The organism is Paenibacillus sp. R14(2021) (assembly GCF_019431355.1).
In the GTDB taxonomy this organism is placed as follows: Bacteria; Bacillota; Bacilli; order Paenibacillales; family Paenibacillaceae; genus Paenibacillus_Z.
The window spans coordinates 1,828,339-1,844,178 of the sequence record NZ_CP080269.1; the positions used below are offsets into that span (position 1 = coordinate 1,828,339).

Consider the following 15,840-nt stretch of genomic DNA (forward strand, 5'->3'; position numbering starts at 1 on the left):
TGGGCTCGCGATAAACGGCGCTAGGATAGAATCAGCTCCATGTTTTTGAGCGTTGCGGAGCTGCTGAAATGGCTCGCCACGTAACGGACCGAATTGCGCGAGACTTTATCGTTCAACTCGTCGTTATTCAGCAATAGCAGCACGTTCCGAACGATTTCCTCATCCGAATCGCAGACGAACAAGTCCTCTCCATGGTTCGCGTCGATCCCTTCGATGCCAATCTGATTGGTTACGACCGGTACGCCCCACGACATCGCCTCGACGATCTTCGTTTTGATGCCCGTCCCGAACAGCATCGGCGCGATCATCAGCGCCGAATCGCCTACGACCCGCTTCACGTTGTCCACTTCCCCGGTTACGACGACCCCCGGGTACATCTCTTGCAGCCGAAGCACGGCGGGAGTCGGATTCTTCCCGACGATGTAGAACGTCGTCTCCGGCGCCAGCCGTTTGATGCTCGGCCATACCCGCTCGCAGAAGTAGGCGACGGCGGAGCTGTTATGTGGGATATCCATCTTCCCGACGAAGACCAGCTTGTTACGATCGTAGCGGCGCGGTCCTTTGCCTCTGGCCTGATCCGGTTCGAATTTCATCGGAATGCCGTAACACGATTCGTGACTTGTGAGCTTCTGAAAGCTCTCCGCCTCGACGGGCGACGTGAAAACGAGATGATGAAACTGCTTGGCTACGCCTCGCTCGTACTTGTCGAGTAGTCTGCTTTCGAAGTTGATCAGCCATTTCTGGATGAACTTCAGATCCGCGAGCCGCTTCATGCCGCCGGGCAGCTTGCCGGTGAAGCCGCCGAAGATCGACGGAATGTATTGGAACCATTCGAGCTGACGCCGGTAGCGCAGCGACAGCAGATCGTCGTAGCTCAGCACCTTGCTGCCTTTCTCGTCCGACAAGTATTCCGCTACCCGGACCATATCGTACAAAATGAATTCCGGCTTCTCGGCCTTGACCGCCTCTTTGACTTTCCGGTGCGTCTTCCTGGAGTAATAGACGGCTACCTGGAGCGGCCATTTCCGTAAAAGCAGCGAATACACCGCGATATTGTACAGCTTCTCGATCAATCCCGGCAGCTCGAGGCATACGAGCCGGTCGATCTCGTCCGGTCGGTCCTTCAGGTACTTGGCGTCGTCCACGAAGGATAAGTTGACGAGCTCGCTATCGGGATAAATCTCCTTCATTTGACGGATGTACTGCAGCAGCATATTTTTCCGGCCGTCCGTATTCGGAAAGGGTAGCCGGTTCGTAATAAACATGATTTTCTTCATCGCAATCCCCGTCCCATCCGTTAAAAAGCATCCTTCGCCCCGATAAGGAGCTTGAAGGTTTTGAAAATGATCTTTAGATCCCCCGCAATGCTTCTATTTTGGATATACTTCAAATCCAGCTCGACCATTTGCTCAAAGCTGAGGTTATTGCGCCCGCTTACCTGCCATAGGCCGGTGCAGCCCGACGTAACGGTCAACCGCAGCTTGTCGTACTCCGTATACTCCGCGACTTCCCTGCGCAGCGGCGGTCTCGGACCGACCAGCGACATGTCGCCGATCAGCACATTGATCAGCTGCGGCAGCTCGTCGATGCTCGTTTTCCGGATGAATTTGCCCACTTTCGTGATGCGGGGATCATCCTTCATCTTGAACATCGCGCCCTGAATTTCGTTCTGGGCGAGCAGATCCTTCAGCTTCTCCTCGGCATTCGAAACCATGGAGCGGAACTTGAACATGCGAAACGGCTTCTCGCCCTTGCCGATTCTGACCTGGTAGAAGAATACCGAGCCTTTCGGATCTTCCAGCTTGATGAGGAACGCGACGAGCATGAACAGCGGCAGAAAGAACAGGAGCCCAAGCAAAGCGCCCGTAATATCGATCAACCGCTTGACAACGGTATAGGAAACCAGATCGCCGTCCTTCGCCAGCGCGTTACGGATCGAATTGTAGTCCGAAATCTCCATCACCGCATCCCGTTCATACCGTTGAGCCATTGTTCTCACTCACTTTCTCGCGTTCAAGTATTCCCTCCAGCTCTTCCATGAGGGTATAGCGGAGCTCGCTGTTGCGCAGCGCGAATTCGACCGTCGTCATGATGAAGCCTAGCTTCTCGCCGACATCGTAGCGAATGCCTTCGAAATCGTAGGCATAGACGCCTTGATCCTCGTTCAATTTTTGAATCGCGTCGGTCAGCTGAATTTCGCCGCCCGAACCGGTCTCGTGTTGGCCCAAATAATCGAAAATCTCCGGGGTCAGCACGTAGCGGCCCATAATCGCCAGATTCGACGGCTCCTGCCCTTTAGGGGGCTTCTCCACGAAACGGTTGACTTTGTACAGGCGTTCGAATTTCTCGAGCGGATCCACGATGCCGTAGCGATCCGTCTGTCCGGAGCCGACGGTCTGAACGCCGATGACCGATTTACCCGTTTGCTCGTATTGCTCGATCAGCTGCCTGGTGCAAGGCATGTCGGACTGAACGATGTCGTCGCCGAGCAGCACCGCGAACGGTTCGTCGCCGATAAAATTCCGCGCGCACCATACGGCATGTCCCAGTCCTTTTGGTTCTTTCTGACGGATATAGTGGAGTTCAACGTTCGAGGACTGCTGGACCTTCTTCAGAAGTTCAAGCTTCCCTTTCTCCGCCAACGACTGCTCGAGCTCGAAGGCAATGTCAAAGTGATCCTCAATGGCTCGTTTCCCTTTGCCCGTAACGACGATAATGTCCTCGATGCCGGAAGCGATCGCTTCTTCCACAATGTACTGAATCGTAGGTTTATCCAGGATCGGAAGCATTTCTTTCGGCATTGCTTTGGTCGCGGGCAGAAATCGTGTACCGAGTCCAGCCGCTGGGATAATCGCTTTTCTCACTTTTTTCATCTGATTCTCACCCTATCCGTTTTGATCTGTTTGTCTGTTTGATCATGATGCTAAAAATACGAGCTATGTTTTCTCCTTAACGAGTAAACATAGCTCGTATTTTTAGATAAATCATGGAGCAGCGGGCATTCAACCCATCCTCACGTCATACCCTTGACGATGAACGTCTAAGGTCGGCTGACCCACAGCATGACCGAGTGCCTCCGGTGATAGAGGAGCAGGAGACATTTCCTAATAACCAGCAGGATAGGACGTCAGAGCTTAGCGGTTGACGTTGTTTAATACAGCGCCGATAAGCTTTGCATTGCCGTATTCGAGCGAAGCCTTTGCTTGTAACGCGATTTGGTTTTTCACTTTTCCCGCTTGCATGACCAGAACGACGCCGTCGCTCTTGCTTGCCACGACCAGCCCGTCCGAGACGGACATGATCGAAGGCGTATCGATAATGACGATGTCGAAGCTCCCCTTCGCCGATTCCAATAAATTCGTCATCGGAATCGATTCTAGAAGCTCGGATGGATTCGAGGGGACGGGACCGGCCGTAATCACCTTGAGATTGCCGATGCTCGTCCGCTGAATCACATCGCTTAGCTCGCCTGGCTTCGTTAACGCCGTGCTTAACCCTTGTACGTTGGAGAGGCCGAATAATTCATGCTGGGCGGGCTTCCGCAGATTCGCGTCGATAACCAATACCCGCCTGTTCGCCTGGGCGTAAGCGACCGCTATATTGGCAGCGATCGTGCTTTTTCCTTCGCCGGGCAAGGCGGAAGTGAACGCGATCGATTTTACGGCCTCACCCCGGTTCGAGAATTCAAGATTGGCCCGCAGGCTGCGATACGCTTCCGAGACCGTCGAAGTTGGGTGCGTCTCGGCAATAAGATTCCTTTTAAGAATCGAGCGTGACATTGGTTCCCCCACCTCCCATACTCGTCATCTTCGGCTGCGTGCCCTTGTTGGCCAAATCGCGCCGCTTCACCTTGGGAATGGCCGCAAGCGCGGGAACCCCGAGCAGCTCCCGGATCTCCTCTTCGCTCTTGACCGTGTTGTTCAGCTGATCGAGCACGAACGCGATTCCGACTCCGACCATCGTCGAGAGGATGAACGCGACGACGACGTTCGTCGTCGGATGAGGCGATACCGCCACCCCGTGCTTCGTCGTGTCGGCCCAGTTCAGCACGGACACGTTGTCCAGTTTCATCAACGTCTTGATTTCCTGCTGAAATACTTTCGAAACGGCATTCGCCATATTGGCCGCCCGCTTGTATGAACCGTCTCTGGCGGATATGGACATCACCTGGGTTTCATTGACCGAGCTCACGCTGACTTTGGCAATAAGCTCTTCGGCGGTTGCGTGCAAGTCCGGATATTGAGTCGCGACTTTCGTCATAATGCGAGGGGTTCGGATGATTTCCTTATACGTTTTGATGAGCAGGGTGCTGGAGCTGATGGAACCGACATCGATGCTCGTGACCGTCTTTGCCGGATCCGCTTGCTGATTGTTGACGATCAGTTCGGCGGAGGCCTCATATTGCGATTGCAGGAAATGGGCCGAGTAGAAGCCGATAGCCGTGCAGCTGACAACAGTGATGAGCGCAATCATCCATAGCCTTTTTCGGATAACACTCCAGTAGCGTAGCAATTCCAAGCTGTTTCCTCCGATACCGATTTCGTTCACGTTAAAGCTGAACAAAATATTTTTTTCTGAATATTCAGACTTATATTGACGGTTCGATTGCCATATTTTCCGCTTTCGGACTCGTATTCTCTTTTCGAAAACCGGCCGCTTTCTTGCCTCACCTTAATTCTATAGCGACCAAGCCTTACAAGACTATTACACGGCAGGATGATTTTATTTCTACTCCGGTCGTATATCCGACTACTACTTTCGAGCTGAGGTTTGTTACACTTTCGTACCAGTTGCGTCTAATCTCTCTTCCCCTCGATCCTCGGGCGGCGAATAAGCCGTCATACCCCGCGACTGTGCATATAGGGCAGCCTGAGTACGATCGTTCAGATTTAATTTCTGAAAGATGCGGCTGACATGCTTCTTGACCGTGAACTCGCTGATCATCAGCTTCTTTGCCATGGCCCCGTTCGATAATCCTTCGCCGAGCGAAATCAACACTTCCCTCTCCTTCGGCGTCAGCTTCTCGAGCGGATCGTCCGCTTCCTTCCGGATCAATACTTCCATCAGACCCTGGTCGAAGTATTTACGGCCGCGGTCTACCATTTTGATGGCAAGCAGCAGCTCCTCGGGCATCGAATCCTTCAGAACGTACCCGAAGGCACCGCTCTCCTCGGCTCTGCGAACGTCGAATTCCGCCGCCGACGACGTGAGCATGATGAAACGGCAGGCGAGATGACTGAAGTTTTCCACCAATTCAAAGCCGGAACGGTCTCCGAGCCTAATATCGACGATCACCATATCAGGCTCCGTCTTCTCGATCAAGCGTTTCGCATCTTCTACCGCTTCCGATTCCCCGACGATTTCGATTTCTTCTTCGCTTGCAAGGACGGCAATTAACCCCTTACGGACCAATGGATGATCGTCCACAATAACGACCTTCATGCTTATCACCCGCTTTTCGTATTTTGAGCAGTTCCTTCGTTAGCGCCTTCAACGTCGGCCTGCGGCAGCCATAGAATGATCCGTGTACCGCTTCCTTCCTTGCTTTCGATATCAAAAGTGCCTCCAAGCGAGACGGCTAACGCATGCATATTGCAAAGCCCGAAGCCCGAATTGGTCTTTTTCATCTTGGAACGAACGTCAAAACCGGACCCGTTGTCCTCGATCGAGAGCTTAACGGCACCTTGCTTCATGGTCAATTCGACGCTCACGCAGCTGCTCGCTCCATGGCGAATCGCGTTTCCAACGCCTTCCAGTATGGTTCGATACAAGGCTTTCTGATGGTTAATGGACAAGAGACTGCAGGACTTGGAGGCATGAAAATCGATCCTAATGCCATTGAGCTTGGCTTGATTGGCCAAATGCGATTTAACGATCCCGGTCCAGGATTCGCTGCCGCTCATGGATGTACTGAGGTTGTTGATCGTGGCCCGCAGCTCGCATGAGGCCGTCGAAGCCGCTTCCTGGATTTCCTTCATCTGCTCCAGCTTCTGCTCCTCGGTCAAATCCCTCCAGCCGTATTTCATCGAGTGGATGGCGTAAATGATACCGAACAAATGCTGGGATACGCGATCATGAAGCTCCTCGGCGATCCGGTTACGCTCCTCAATAACAAGCCGTTTTGATTCGATCTGAATTGCCATCGCTATCATCACCTTTCTTGCCGCTCATTGAACACAAATGCCAGTTGAAGTATCAGCACACCAGTGACCTCGTCCTTGCCAGAAATGATCCGTCGCTCTGCGGAAAGAATGAGAAAGCCTTAATGTTTTCGCCATATATCCTCAAAATTGGACAAGGCTTTATACTCCCAACATACCTTGTTGAAATTAACATGGACATACTACAGGAGTACTGAATTTATTCCTTGTCCATCATCGCTTTAACAGTGACCTTGGACTCAATTCGCTCAAGTGGAATCTGTCGACTTATCTCTTTTTTTCATAGAAATGATCCTTTCGCGAACTCGAAGCCAAAAATTGCTGCAGTGCTGGATTTGAAAGATATTTGTAAGGTTTGAAAGCGTTTCATTTATGCATTTTTTGGGTGCAACAGCGTGTGTCACGACCGCAGGCCTCATTACCCATGCCGAATCCCGATTTAGTGGGAGCAGGAAGCGGCTTTAAAAGTGGGCGGTGGATCCCAGCAAATCGTTCCATTCACAATTTGGACACTTATTTTGGAATCAGTACGCATTTAACCCTTATATTGTAATTTAAAATTATTCCATATTTACCTCAACGAACCAGTCTCTACTCTGAAAGCGGTATCTTCTATTCCTTTCGTGTAACAAATAGGGAGTACAATGAGATTTATGAGAGAAAAAAAGCCGGTTCCCGCGCAAACGAGAATCGGCTTTTTCTTCCAAACCTAGGGGGCTGCTTCCTGATCCATCTCGCCGGATCCAATGGATGATATGTACTGTCCAGGATGCTCGTGCGGGGGCCGATTTTGACGTCGTCTCCGATCGTCACTCGCTCTCAGTTTGAGATTCGGCAATCACTTACCCGTTCCGGTACCGTTACGAAACACTACTTGGCTATAATTTTCGTAAAGTCGCAAAAAAGCCTTTCATCCTGCCGCAGCCGCGACAAAAATGAGAGGCTTCATGAGCGAATATTTAGTGAAATTTTATAATCCGTTTACGAAAAGGCAATGTACGGGTCGCCCCTGCAGTCTCAACATCTAGGCAAATGCTGGCTCCGTCTTCTCATCCCTTCCTTATAATGAGGCTTTTCCCGCATGGATTTCCTTCTCGGGGCACTCATGCAAACGTGTTCCTTCTATAATAATTGTTGCTTTCCTAGGACGCCTGCTTGCGCCCGGCACTGCGATTGCGCCGGCCTGTCCCCGTAATGCCGGGCAGCTGCGTCGCTAGAAACAAGATAAACACCAGCAGCACAAGGCCGATTCCAATGACAGAACCGTTGACGGACACGTTCATTTGACTCAGCGTCAAATAAATGAGCAGGCCGCTTACCGTTAATATATTTTCACTGAAATTTTGAACGGCGATTGTTTTCCCCGAGCCGATGGAGTGCTTGCCTTCCTCCTGCAGCATCGTGTTTAGCGGAATGACGAATATACCGCCGAACACGCCAATTAGGAACAGCAGAATCACCGTCAGCCAAAGCACATAAGTAAAGGAAGCGACCATGACCGACGCCACCATGAACAGACCGTAATAAAAGGCGCGGTGCAGCTTGCCAGCCGGGACCAGTCGCGGGGTCAGAAACGCGCTGCATACGACGCCGATCGCGGTAATGCCGATCATCATGGACTGCTGATCCGTATCCTCAATGCCGAGATTCAGCGGCAGCCATGCGATTAGCGCAATTCTCAGCACGGCGGCCGTCAGCCAGAAGGATCCTGTGCCGATCAGCGAGAATCTCGCTCTCGGATTGCGGAACAGCAAGCTGACATCACGCAGAAACTGCATGGCTTCCGCGCCGTAGCGCAGCGTATGGTTGCCTGCCCGCGCTGGAATGAGTAACGTCATCAACAAAGAGAGAAAATAGACGCCTAGACAGGCAAGAATGGCCGGCAAATCCGAGTTTTCTGCCAAGAAGCCTCCCGCAACCGTCCCCAGCAAAATCGCTAATATGGTAGATCCCTCCACCTTCGCGTTCGCCCGCAGCAGCTCGTCCTCCGTGGTCGTCAGCTCGGTCAGAATGCCGTATTTGCCAGGCGAATAGACAACTGCTCCGATGCCGACAAACACATAACAAAGCGCCGGCGGCAGCCCAAACAATAAGAGTGCAATCCCGACGGCTTTCAGCGCATTGCCGAGCAGCAGCACGTTCGACTTTGCCTTCTTATCCGCAAATGCGCCTACGATCGGAGCCAAAACAACATAAGCAGCCAGGAAAGCGATTTGGATGTAGTTCACCGCGATATCCGGGTTGTCCACGCCTTGGCGCTTCACCATGCCCACGATTAAGAAAAAATTCAAATTGTCCGCAAATGCGCTTAAAAATTGCGTGAATACGACTGTATTCAGCGGCGACAGCCAACGTTTCATTCCTTGTTCTCCCTTTCTTCTATTATAAACGGAATCCATAAAGCCCTTTCCATCATAACGCAACGAGGGCGATGACCGAAAGAGCGGTCTCGCCGTACACAGACAAAAGAACGGCAGAAGGGGCGCTCTAGCGCCGCCCTCGGCCGTTCTCGTTGCTTGTCGTCCTCTTGCAGCGAGGCTATCGCCGCCTTGAAACCCTGCCGAAGCCGACTCTTGTCTTCGGCCTGCTGGATTTCCGCGGCGTAAGCCAGCTTCCTGATTTCTTACCGCTGTCCGAGTCTCTCGTTATCGTTCCTCTGGAAGGCGATTTGTTGAAGATGCCGCCTTCGCCGACTTTTCCGGAATCCGCATTCTTCGATCGTTTGAAGATCGAACCCGTCCGGTTGACCGTCATTGGCGGAATTGCTTTCTTCTCCTGCGCCGTCGGCGCATGATAGCTGCCGCCGCTTGGCTTGTACGTCTGCCGGTCGTCATAGCCGCGGTAAGAGCCTTTGCCGTAGCGGCCATGATCGAACAGATCGTTCAGCAGGCTCGCAAGCAGATAGCCTTGGAGGAAGCTGGAGCTGTAATTGCTGCGAACATACTCCTTGGAATCCACTTCAATCAGCGTATCTGCGGGTTTGTCCTTATCCTGCTGCACATGGATGACCCGGTCGGAATAGACGAGGAACATATGGTCCGGCTTCTCGGGCGATATCTGCTCCGGCTTCGACATGTCGACCAATGCCTTGGCGACTTCCGGAACGCTGACTTCAGCAGCGCGGTACACATATGACGTACTCGATCCGCTGCCGCTCACCGATTCCAGCGGGTATTTCTCCTCGATCTTCTGCGTGATGCCGCATGCCGCGAGCAGAGGAAGGACAAGTGTGAAGACCAGCAGGAGTTTAAGTAAATAAGAGCCTTTGCTACGCATACTTGTCATCCTCTCCTAATTTCCGCGGAGAACGCGAACATCGGCCGGAAGAACATCATCGCCCTCGTACAGCATGAATCGTCCATCCTGCCATTCAATCCGCAGCAGCTTCTGATCATCGGATTGATACTGCCATACATACTGTTCCCCGCCTTGAACAAACGGCGTCTTGCCCGCTACAACCGCTAATCCGGAGTATTGCTCTTCCATGTGGTAGACACGGTCGTCCAATTCAAGCTCTGTCGGCACCTCTTCCACGGAGTCCAAACGGCCGTCGATGGCTTCGTACAGCGCATAAATCGTTCGTTCGCGTTCCTCGATCGTCAAATATCGAATCGCCGAGCCGTCCTGGAGCGTCAGCACGATGATGTTGCGGTTGCGGTTCTGCAGCCGTCCGACGACCTGATAGGTGACGAGCGACACTTCGCAGACATCGCCGGGACCAATCGTCATGATGCTTTTTTCCACTTTCGGCGGCTCTGGTTTCGCCATAATATTTTTGATTCTAGAGAATATGCCCATGCCATCAGCTCCTACCGTTCAAGTTTACAGACAAGCACCGATAATCAGCGCGCCCGCAAGATGCAGCGAACCCGCGAACAGCGCGTGCGCGATCTTCCCGTCCTTCGTGCCTTCGCTGAGATCGAGCCCTGCCGTAGAACGAAGCACGGCTTCGATAATGCTTTCAATAAGCAGCAAAATGACGAACGAAATAACCGATACCAGCAGCGCTTCGCCAAGGTGGTTCGAGGTCGATATCGACTGCGACAAAATATATGCCTGCGCCATCAGCTTCATGACGAAGCGGCTCGTCACCGCCACGTTGCCTTTCTTGATTTCTTCCAAATCCTTGTACCGGGTAAAGAAGGAATCGATGGCCATCAGGACGATCAGCAGCACCGCACCTGCACCGGTCCATACCAGTATTCCGAGCATTTCGTTTAACGTCATTCGAGGAAGCCTCCATCATCTAAATTGCCGCGGCGCAGATTGCAAAGAAAAAACGTCCGCATGCGGGACGTTCTTTCCAGTTGCTGGCTGCTCGCAGATAATCGTAGTATACTACGAGATTATTCTTTTTTCTCGTATTGTTTCATAAGAGCCGCAAGCTCGTCGTCGACGGCTTTGTTCTTGCCGAGCGATTCGAACTCGTCGTCAAGCGATTTGGCCTTGCTGTTCATTTCGTTGCTGGCTTCCGCCTGCGCTTCCATCTGCAGCATTTTCTCTTCCATGCGTTTCAAGCCGGAAGTAGCCGAATCGGAGCTGAAGCCCGCCATCGATTTATTGATATCCGCTTGCGCTTTTGCCGCTTTATAACGGGCAACGAGCGTTTCTCGTTTGTTTTTCATTTCCGTCAGCTGGTCGCGCATCTCGCTCAGCTTCGCGCGGAGATTATCAGCAGATGCTTTGTTGGAATCGTAGCTGACTTTGTATTCGTCGCGCTTCTGCTCGGCGGCTTTCTTCTCTTCCAGCGCGCGTTTTGCCAAATCCATGTTTTGCAGTGAAGCTGCCGTATGCGCTTGTTCGTTGCGCTTCACTACGAGCGCATCCTGTTCCTCGTACAGCTGCTTGAAGCGTTTCTCGATCGCGATTTGAGCCGCTACCGCTTTCTCGGCATCCTCGAGATCATCCTGCATGTCGCGAATGTATTGGTCAGTCAATTTGATCGGATCTTCGGCTTTCTCAATCATGGAATACACATTCGACATTGTAAGGTCGCGCAGGCGTTTAAATACAGACATAATTCATTTCCTCCTCGAAATTGTGCTGTTCGTCAGCGTTCATGTTACCTTATACGGCACGCCATTATTTTACGTTTCAAAAAAAGGCTACCCTTAATTTACCACATGCAGGCGAACCAAGAAAGTCCCACGGTCTGCTGGCTGCGGCGTTATCGATGAAGTATTCAAATACCTGCGGCAACGCATGCACCAAGCACGATTCGCGCACAACAAAAAAAGCTCTCACTATGCGGGAAACGGCGGATTTGTTTTTGATCGGCACTGTTGGCATGGAACCCTGCTGGACGTAATAAGCTGAACATACGGATGTCCTTTACGATTAAAGGAGGTTCAGCAGCCATGGAAGCAGCCATGATAGCAGCCCAAATCGAGCTTATCCAGCGTGATCATTGCGTGGTGCACAGCGTAAAGGCGTCCATGTCGGGCGACGCATTAATTCTCTATTCCCCTGTTGGCCGCTGCGATCTCCATGCCCGGATCGTCTATGCCTGCGGAATTGCAACGAAACGCCATGTCAATGACCTCAGCATGTTCGTCTCGGAAAACGCCGCGCAAGCGGAGAAGGTATGGCAGCTTCAATACATTCGTATCCTCGGCGACAAAATAAACCGCGGCTACGGCTCCATCATGATGATGCAGTTGATCCAGCGAGCCGTGGATTGCGGCGTTGACAGGATCGAAGGAAGCATGCAGCTGACGGAGAATAAGGAGCACCGCGATAGGCTGCTCCACTTCTATGCCAAATTCGGCTTTACGGTCGACGCGCAGCGCAATTTACGCTGGGAGAGCTCTAATTCGAGCCAGCCAAGGATAAGTAATACCGCAATCTCACGTTAATGCACTAGCATTGCACCGAACCCCGTTCCCGCATGCAAGAAAAAAATAAAAAAGGACTTGCGTCGGTTTTGAAGGTTGTGATAAGATACTTCTTGTGTTCAGAACACATGCCGGTGTAGCTCAGTTGGTAGAGCAACTGACTTGTAATCAGTAGGTCGGGGGTTCGAATCCTCTCGCCGGCACCATTTCTTTCTCGGGACGTAGCTCAGCTTGGTAGAGCACCTGGTTTGGGACCAGGGGGTCGCATGTTCAAATCGTGTCGTCCCGACCATTTTGATGCCTTTCGGGGAATGACAATTACGCGATAACTCGTAAGCTTGAGCGCTGCTCAAGCTTTTTTTGTTGTGTTTACGCTAACCACTACATATGGAAAAGGATGATTGCATTGACGAAGAAGCCGAACATCGTTGCAGCCGGCAGTTTAAATATGGATCTTGTTCTTACCATGCCTCGATTGCCGCGCATGGGAGAAACGCTGCAAGGGGATGACATCCACTACATCTCCGGCGGCAAAGGCGCGAATCAAGCCGTGGGCTGCGCTAGACTCGGGGCAGCCGTGCAGATGATCGGTGCCGTAGGCGGCGACGGATTCGGGCAGCAAATCATGGAGCGGATGCGCCATTTTGGCGTCGGCACGGAAACCATCGACGTGCTGCCTGACGCTTCCACCGGAACGGCGGCCATTCTTCATACCGCCGGCGACAACTGTATCGTCATCGTCCCTGGCGCTAACGGACGCTGTACGCCTGAGATGATTGACCGGCATTCGGAGACCATTGCCGGGGCCGATTCATTGATTGTACAGCTGGAAATCCCGCTTCCCGCCGTCTTGACTGCGCTGCGTATTGCACGCGAAGCCGGGGTGCCTACAATCTTTAATCCCGCCCCTGCCCTGCCGCTCTTGGATGAGCAAATCCGGCTCGGGGATTATTTCACCCCGAATGAAACAGAATTTGAGTTCTATTGCGGCAGCCCTGCAGCAAGCGAGGAAGAGCTGTTTCAACAAATGAAAGCATGGCGCCTCCGCTTCCCCGAGCAGACGTTGATCGTTACGCGGGGCAAGCACGGCATTTCCTATACCGCCGGCGATGAAATCGTTACGGTTGCCGCTCCCGTCGTACAAGTGAAAGACACCACCGGCGCTGGCGATTCGTTCAACGCAGCGCTCTGCTTCGGCATCGCGAGCGGCTGGAGCCTAGAAGAGACGCTGCCGCTGGCTGTAAAAGCCGCCTCATACTCGGTTACCGTCTTCGGTGCACAGGACGGCATGCCCTCCTTGTCCGATCTCACCTAGTATAATCCAATAGTAAAAAGGCGATGCGGAAGCCGCATCGCCTTTGTGCTATTCGTAACTGAACTAGAACGTGCTTGCCGGCGTCGTATCGGAGCACCAGCGCGTATTAAACAACTCATGCAGCAGCACGTCGTTCGCTTCTTTCGTTCCGATGTAACGCAGCGCTTCGAGTGCGTGTCCGCGCACATAGCGGTTCTCGTCCTCAAGCGCCTGCGCAAGCGCCGGCACGGCCTGCGCCGCATCCGGGCCGATTCGGACAAGCGCCAATCCGGCCGTAAAACGAACCTGCGTGTCCTCGTCCTTGAGAGCTTGAATGAGTGCCGGCACGACGACCGGCGATGCTGCACCCATGATGCCTAGAGCGTCAACCGCCGTACGGCGAACGATTGCCGACGGATGCGAGAGCAGCGCAGCAATCTTCGGAAGCGCGCTCGCAGCAATGCCTCGAAGCTCAGATAACGCGAATACGGCGTGATTAACGACCTCATCGTCCTCATTGGACAATGCTTCCGTCAAACCTGCAACAGCACCAGCGCCGGCAGCCGACAACCCGTACGCAGCGATTCTGGATACGCTCTTAGTACCGCTCTTCAAAGCTTCCAGCAGCGCGTCGACACCCGCTTGTCCGCTTGCGGCAAGGTCATAAGCCGCTGCCTGAGCGGTCGGTTCAGCGCTCGTTAATTGCTGCGCAAGCGAAGCGACGGAGTCGGCATCGCCTGGCTTGGAACCGGCAAGTGCTGCCGTCCGTCCGGACATCCAGTTCCAGACCTCTTGAACAATGGGATCCGCGGCGAGCTCGGCCGAGAGCTCTGGTTCCTTGTTGTCCCAAGACGGCGCTGTCGGCGCCTGTGTCCGCATGAATTCAAATTTGAGCATGAACCGCGGGTTGCCAAGCAAGTTCGGCGTGGAGCGATGCCAAATATCGTAATGGATCAGCGCGAACGTCCCCGCTTCTCCGCTGGCTGTCGCTTCCTCCTCCATCTCGTCGGAGGCGAAATTGCGGTCGTCGTGGTAGTGTGATCCCGGCATGACCCCTGTCGGTCCAAGCTCGACCGGCGTATCCTGCGGGAAGTACATGATCATCGCCCACCATGGGTGATGATTGCGCAGCCGATCATAACCCCAATAGCTATCCTTGTGCCAGCCGCCTGGCTTCGGAATGGAATTATAGTGGCCATGGCGATGTGTATGAAGCAGGTAGTTCGGTCCAAGCACACTCGTCAGGGCGCCGGTAATGACCGGGTTCTCGAATACGCGTTGCAAATCGCGGATCCGCGGCAGAATATTGTTGCCGGGGTTCCCCTCGCTGTCATAAATGTCATTCAATTGCTTCACGAGCCGCTCATGGAACTCGCGCGGAAAATCCGCTTTCAAAATCAAAAACCCATTTGTTATAAACGCTTTCATTTGTTCGTCGGTAAGTAGCAGCGGCTGCTGTTGTGCCATCGTTACATCGTCCTCCTCCGGGATTGTCTTTGCAACTTGATTATAGAATTCAGCGTAATCGGTGCCAATGGAAAAGGCTAAGAATGAAGGTTCCAAAGTTAAGATGTCCGTTCCCCGCCGCCCGGAAATGATCTATGATAGAGAAAATGCCGCCGAACCTATTTGCCGAACTGGAGAATGCTAATGACGAATAAACGCGAACACAGCGCCTTGACCGATCTTCTGCATACGCTGCAGATCGATGTCCTGGAGGCTCGAAAAACGAAGGTTGCGCCGGAATGGATGGATTTTGACTATACCCCCGAATACAACAAGCTTTATTTTATCCTGGAAGGCGAAGGATGGCTGAAGGCCGGCAGCGACGAGATGTCGCCGGCTCCCGGCGAGCTCTGCCTCCTTCCTGCTCATATGCAGCAGTCCTATTCTACAGTCAAGAACCGCCCGACTTTCCTTAAATATTGGTGCCATTTCTCGGCTTCGATCGGTCCATACGATCTGTTTCAATGGATCGGCGTGCCGCTGTCCATCCCTGTCGAGGACCGGGAAGAAATGGCCGCGCTCTTCAAGCTGTTGGTCAGCCTGCATTTAAACGATTCCGTTATCGCCCGCTTGCGGGAGAAGTCCGTCATGCTTGAGATCATCGCCCGTTACTTGGAGCATGTCCCTATTACGATCCTGCAGCATCGATCGGAGGATTTGAAGCGGATTCAATTTATCCAAGGCTATATCGACAGCCATATGGAAGGGAATCTCAAGGTCGAAGAGATGGCCAAGGCCTCCCACCTGCATCCGAATTATTTTATCGCCTACTTCAAGAAGCATTTCGGCGTATCTCCGCTCAAGTACGTGAGCCGCAAACGAGCGGACAAAGCCAAGATCCTGCTCGCGACGACAACGTTAAGCATTAAGGATATCGCTGATCAGACCGGCTTCAAGGAAACGAACCACTTCGCCAAGTTTTTCCGCAAGGAAACGGGCCAGAGCCCGACGGAGTACCGCAGCTTTAACAGCTGAGCCGTTCATTTGCATAATCGCTGCAGCTGCATCGATCATAGATTGTGCACCTGGCGTATTGTTCCATCGC

At 52.8% G+C, this 15,840-nt stretch carries 16 protein-coding genes and 2 tRNA genes; 5 read left to right on the forward strand and 13 right to left on the reverse strand.

The features are described 5' to 3' along the window. Positions 1–20: 20 nt before the first annotated feature. The 12 genes from KXU80_RS08715 to KXU80_RS08770 all read right to left on the reverse strand — a co-directional run bounded on the left by KXU80_RS08715 (position 21) and on the right by KXU80_RS08770 (position 11,179). Positions 21–1,277: a glycosyltransferase gene (locus KXU80_RS08715; RefSeq protein ID WP_219837812.1), complete on the reverse strand. Its 1,257-nt coding sequence runs from the start codon at positions 1,275–1,277 to the stop codon at positions 21–23. Between the two features lie 20 nt (positions 1,278–1,297). Beyond that, a complete protein-coding gene (locus KXU80_RS08720; RefSeq protein WP_219838945.1) occupies positions 1,298–1,960 on the reverse strand; it encodes a sugar transferase in 663 nt (220 codons plus the stop codon). Between the two features lie 13 nt (positions 1,961–1,973). Further along, positions 1,974–2,873 carry a UTP--glucose-1-phosphate uridylyltransferase GalU gene (gene galU / locus KXU80_RS08725; RefSeq protein WP_219837813.1) on the reverse strand — a complete coding sequence of 300 codons (900 nt, stop codon included), beginning with the start codon at positions 2,871–2,873 and terminating at the stop codon, positions 1,974–1,976. 261 nt (positions 2,874–3,134) lie between these two features. Further along, the gene (locus tag KXU80_RS08730) at positions 3,135–3,779 is read right to left on the reverse strand and encodes a CpsD/CapB family tyrosine-protein kinase (protein WP_219837814.1); all 645 of its coding nucleotides are present in this window, start codon (positions 3,777–3,779) and stop codon (positions 3,135–3,137) included. Beyond that, entirely contained in the window at positions 3,760–4,518 is a 759-nt protein-coding gene (locus KXU80_RS08735) for a YveK family protein (protein ID WP_219837815.1), read from the reverse strand. Before KXU80_RS08735 ends, KXU80_RS08730 begins: the two co-directional genes overlap by 20 nt. A 255-nt stretch (positions 4,519–4,773) precedes the next feature. Then, positions 4,774–5,442: a response regulator gene (locus KXU80_RS08740; protein ID WP_219837816.1), complete on the reverse strand. Its 669-nt coding sequence runs from the start codon at positions 5,440–5,442 to the stop codon at positions 4,774–4,776. A 5-nt stretch (positions 5,443–5,447) separates the two neighbouring features. Then, positions 5,448–6,143, reverse strand: a complete 696-nt coding sequence (locus tag KXU80_RS08745; RefSeq protein WP_219837817.1) for a sensor histidine kinase — start codon at positions 6,141–6,143, stop codon at positions 5,448–5,450. Positions 6,144–7,303: 1,160 nt separating this feature from the next. Next, positions 7,304–8,521 carry a lysophospholipid transporter LplT gene (gene lplT / locus KXU80_RS08750; protein WP_219837818.1) on the reverse strand — a complete coding sequence of 406 codons (1,218 nt, stop codon included), beginning with the start codon at positions 8,519–8,521 and terminating at the stop codon, positions 7,304–7,306. A gap of 178 nt (positions 8,522–8,699) precedes the next feature. Next, positions 8,700–9,437 (reverse strand): DUF4247 domain-containing protein, encoded by a 738-nt coding sequence (locus KXU80_RS08755; RefSeq protein WP_219837819.1) that lies wholly within the window; start codon positions 9,435–9,437, stop codon positions 8,700–8,702. 15 nt (positions 9,438–9,452) lie between these two features. Further along, positions 9,453–9,959 (reverse strand): DUF4178 domain-containing protein, encoded by a 507-nt coding sequence (locus tag KXU80_RS08760; protein ID WP_219837820.1) that lies wholly within the window; start codon positions 9,957–9,959, stop codon positions 9,453–9,455. 24 nt (positions 9,960–9,983) lie between these two features. Then, positions 9,984–10,388: a DUF350 domain-containing protein gene (locus KXU80_RS08765; protein ID WP_219837821.1), complete on the reverse strand. Its 405-nt coding sequence runs from the start codon at positions 10,386–10,388 to the stop codon at positions 9,984–9,986. Between the two features lie 119 nt (positions 10,389–10,507). After that, complete coding sequence (locus tag KXU80_RS08770; protein ID WP_219837822.1) at positions 10,508–11,179, reverse strand: PspA/IM30 family protein; 672 nt, start codon at positions 11,177–11,179, stop codon at positions 10,508–10,510. A gap of 339 nt (positions 11,180–11,518) precedes the next feature. Here KXU80_RS08770 and KXU80_RS08775 point away from each other — a divergent pair, with 339 nt between their 5' ends. From KXU80_RS08775 to KXU80_RS08790, 4 genes are all read left to right on the forward strand, one after another. Beyond that, complete coding sequence (locus KXU80_RS08775; RefSeq protein WP_219837823.1) at positions 11,519–12,016, forward strand: GNAT family N-acetyltransferase; 498 nt, start codon at positions 11,519–11,521, stop codon at positions 12,014–12,016. Between the two features lie 109 nt (positions 12,017–12,125). Next, positions 12,126–12,201: transfer RNA gene (locus KXU80_RS08780), tRNA-Thr, on the forward strand. A gap of 9 nt (positions 12,202–12,210) precedes the next feature. Next, positions 12,211–12,287: transfer RNA gene (locus KXU80_RS08785), tRNA-Pro, on the forward strand. Positions 12,288–12,401: 114 nt separating this feature from the next. Then, complete coding sequence (locus KXU80_RS08790) at positions 12,402–13,310, forward strand: ribokinase (protein ID WP_308858214.1); 909 nt, start codon at positions 12,402–12,404, stop codon at positions 13,308–13,310. A 63-nt stretch (positions 13,311–13,373) separates the two neighbouring features. Here KXU80_RS08790 and KXU80_RS08795 read toward each other — a convergent pair whose 3' ends face one another. Beyond that, positions 13,374–14,756 (reverse strand): HEAT repeat domain-containing protein, encoded by a 1,383-nt coding sequence (locus tag KXU80_RS08795; protein WP_219837825.1) that lies wholly within the window; start codon positions 14,754–14,756, stop codon positions 13,374–13,376. 183 nt (positions 14,757–14,939) lie between these two features. On the opposite strand from KXU80_RS08795, the gene KXU80_RS08800 reads away from it, so the two are divergent. Beyond that, positions 14,940–15,770: an AraC family transcriptional regulator gene (locus tag KXU80_RS08800; protein ID WP_219837826.1), complete on the forward strand. Its 831-nt coding sequence runs from the start codon at positions 14,940–14,942 to the stop codon at positions 15,768–15,770. Positions 15,771–15,840 lie beyond the last annotated feature (70 nt).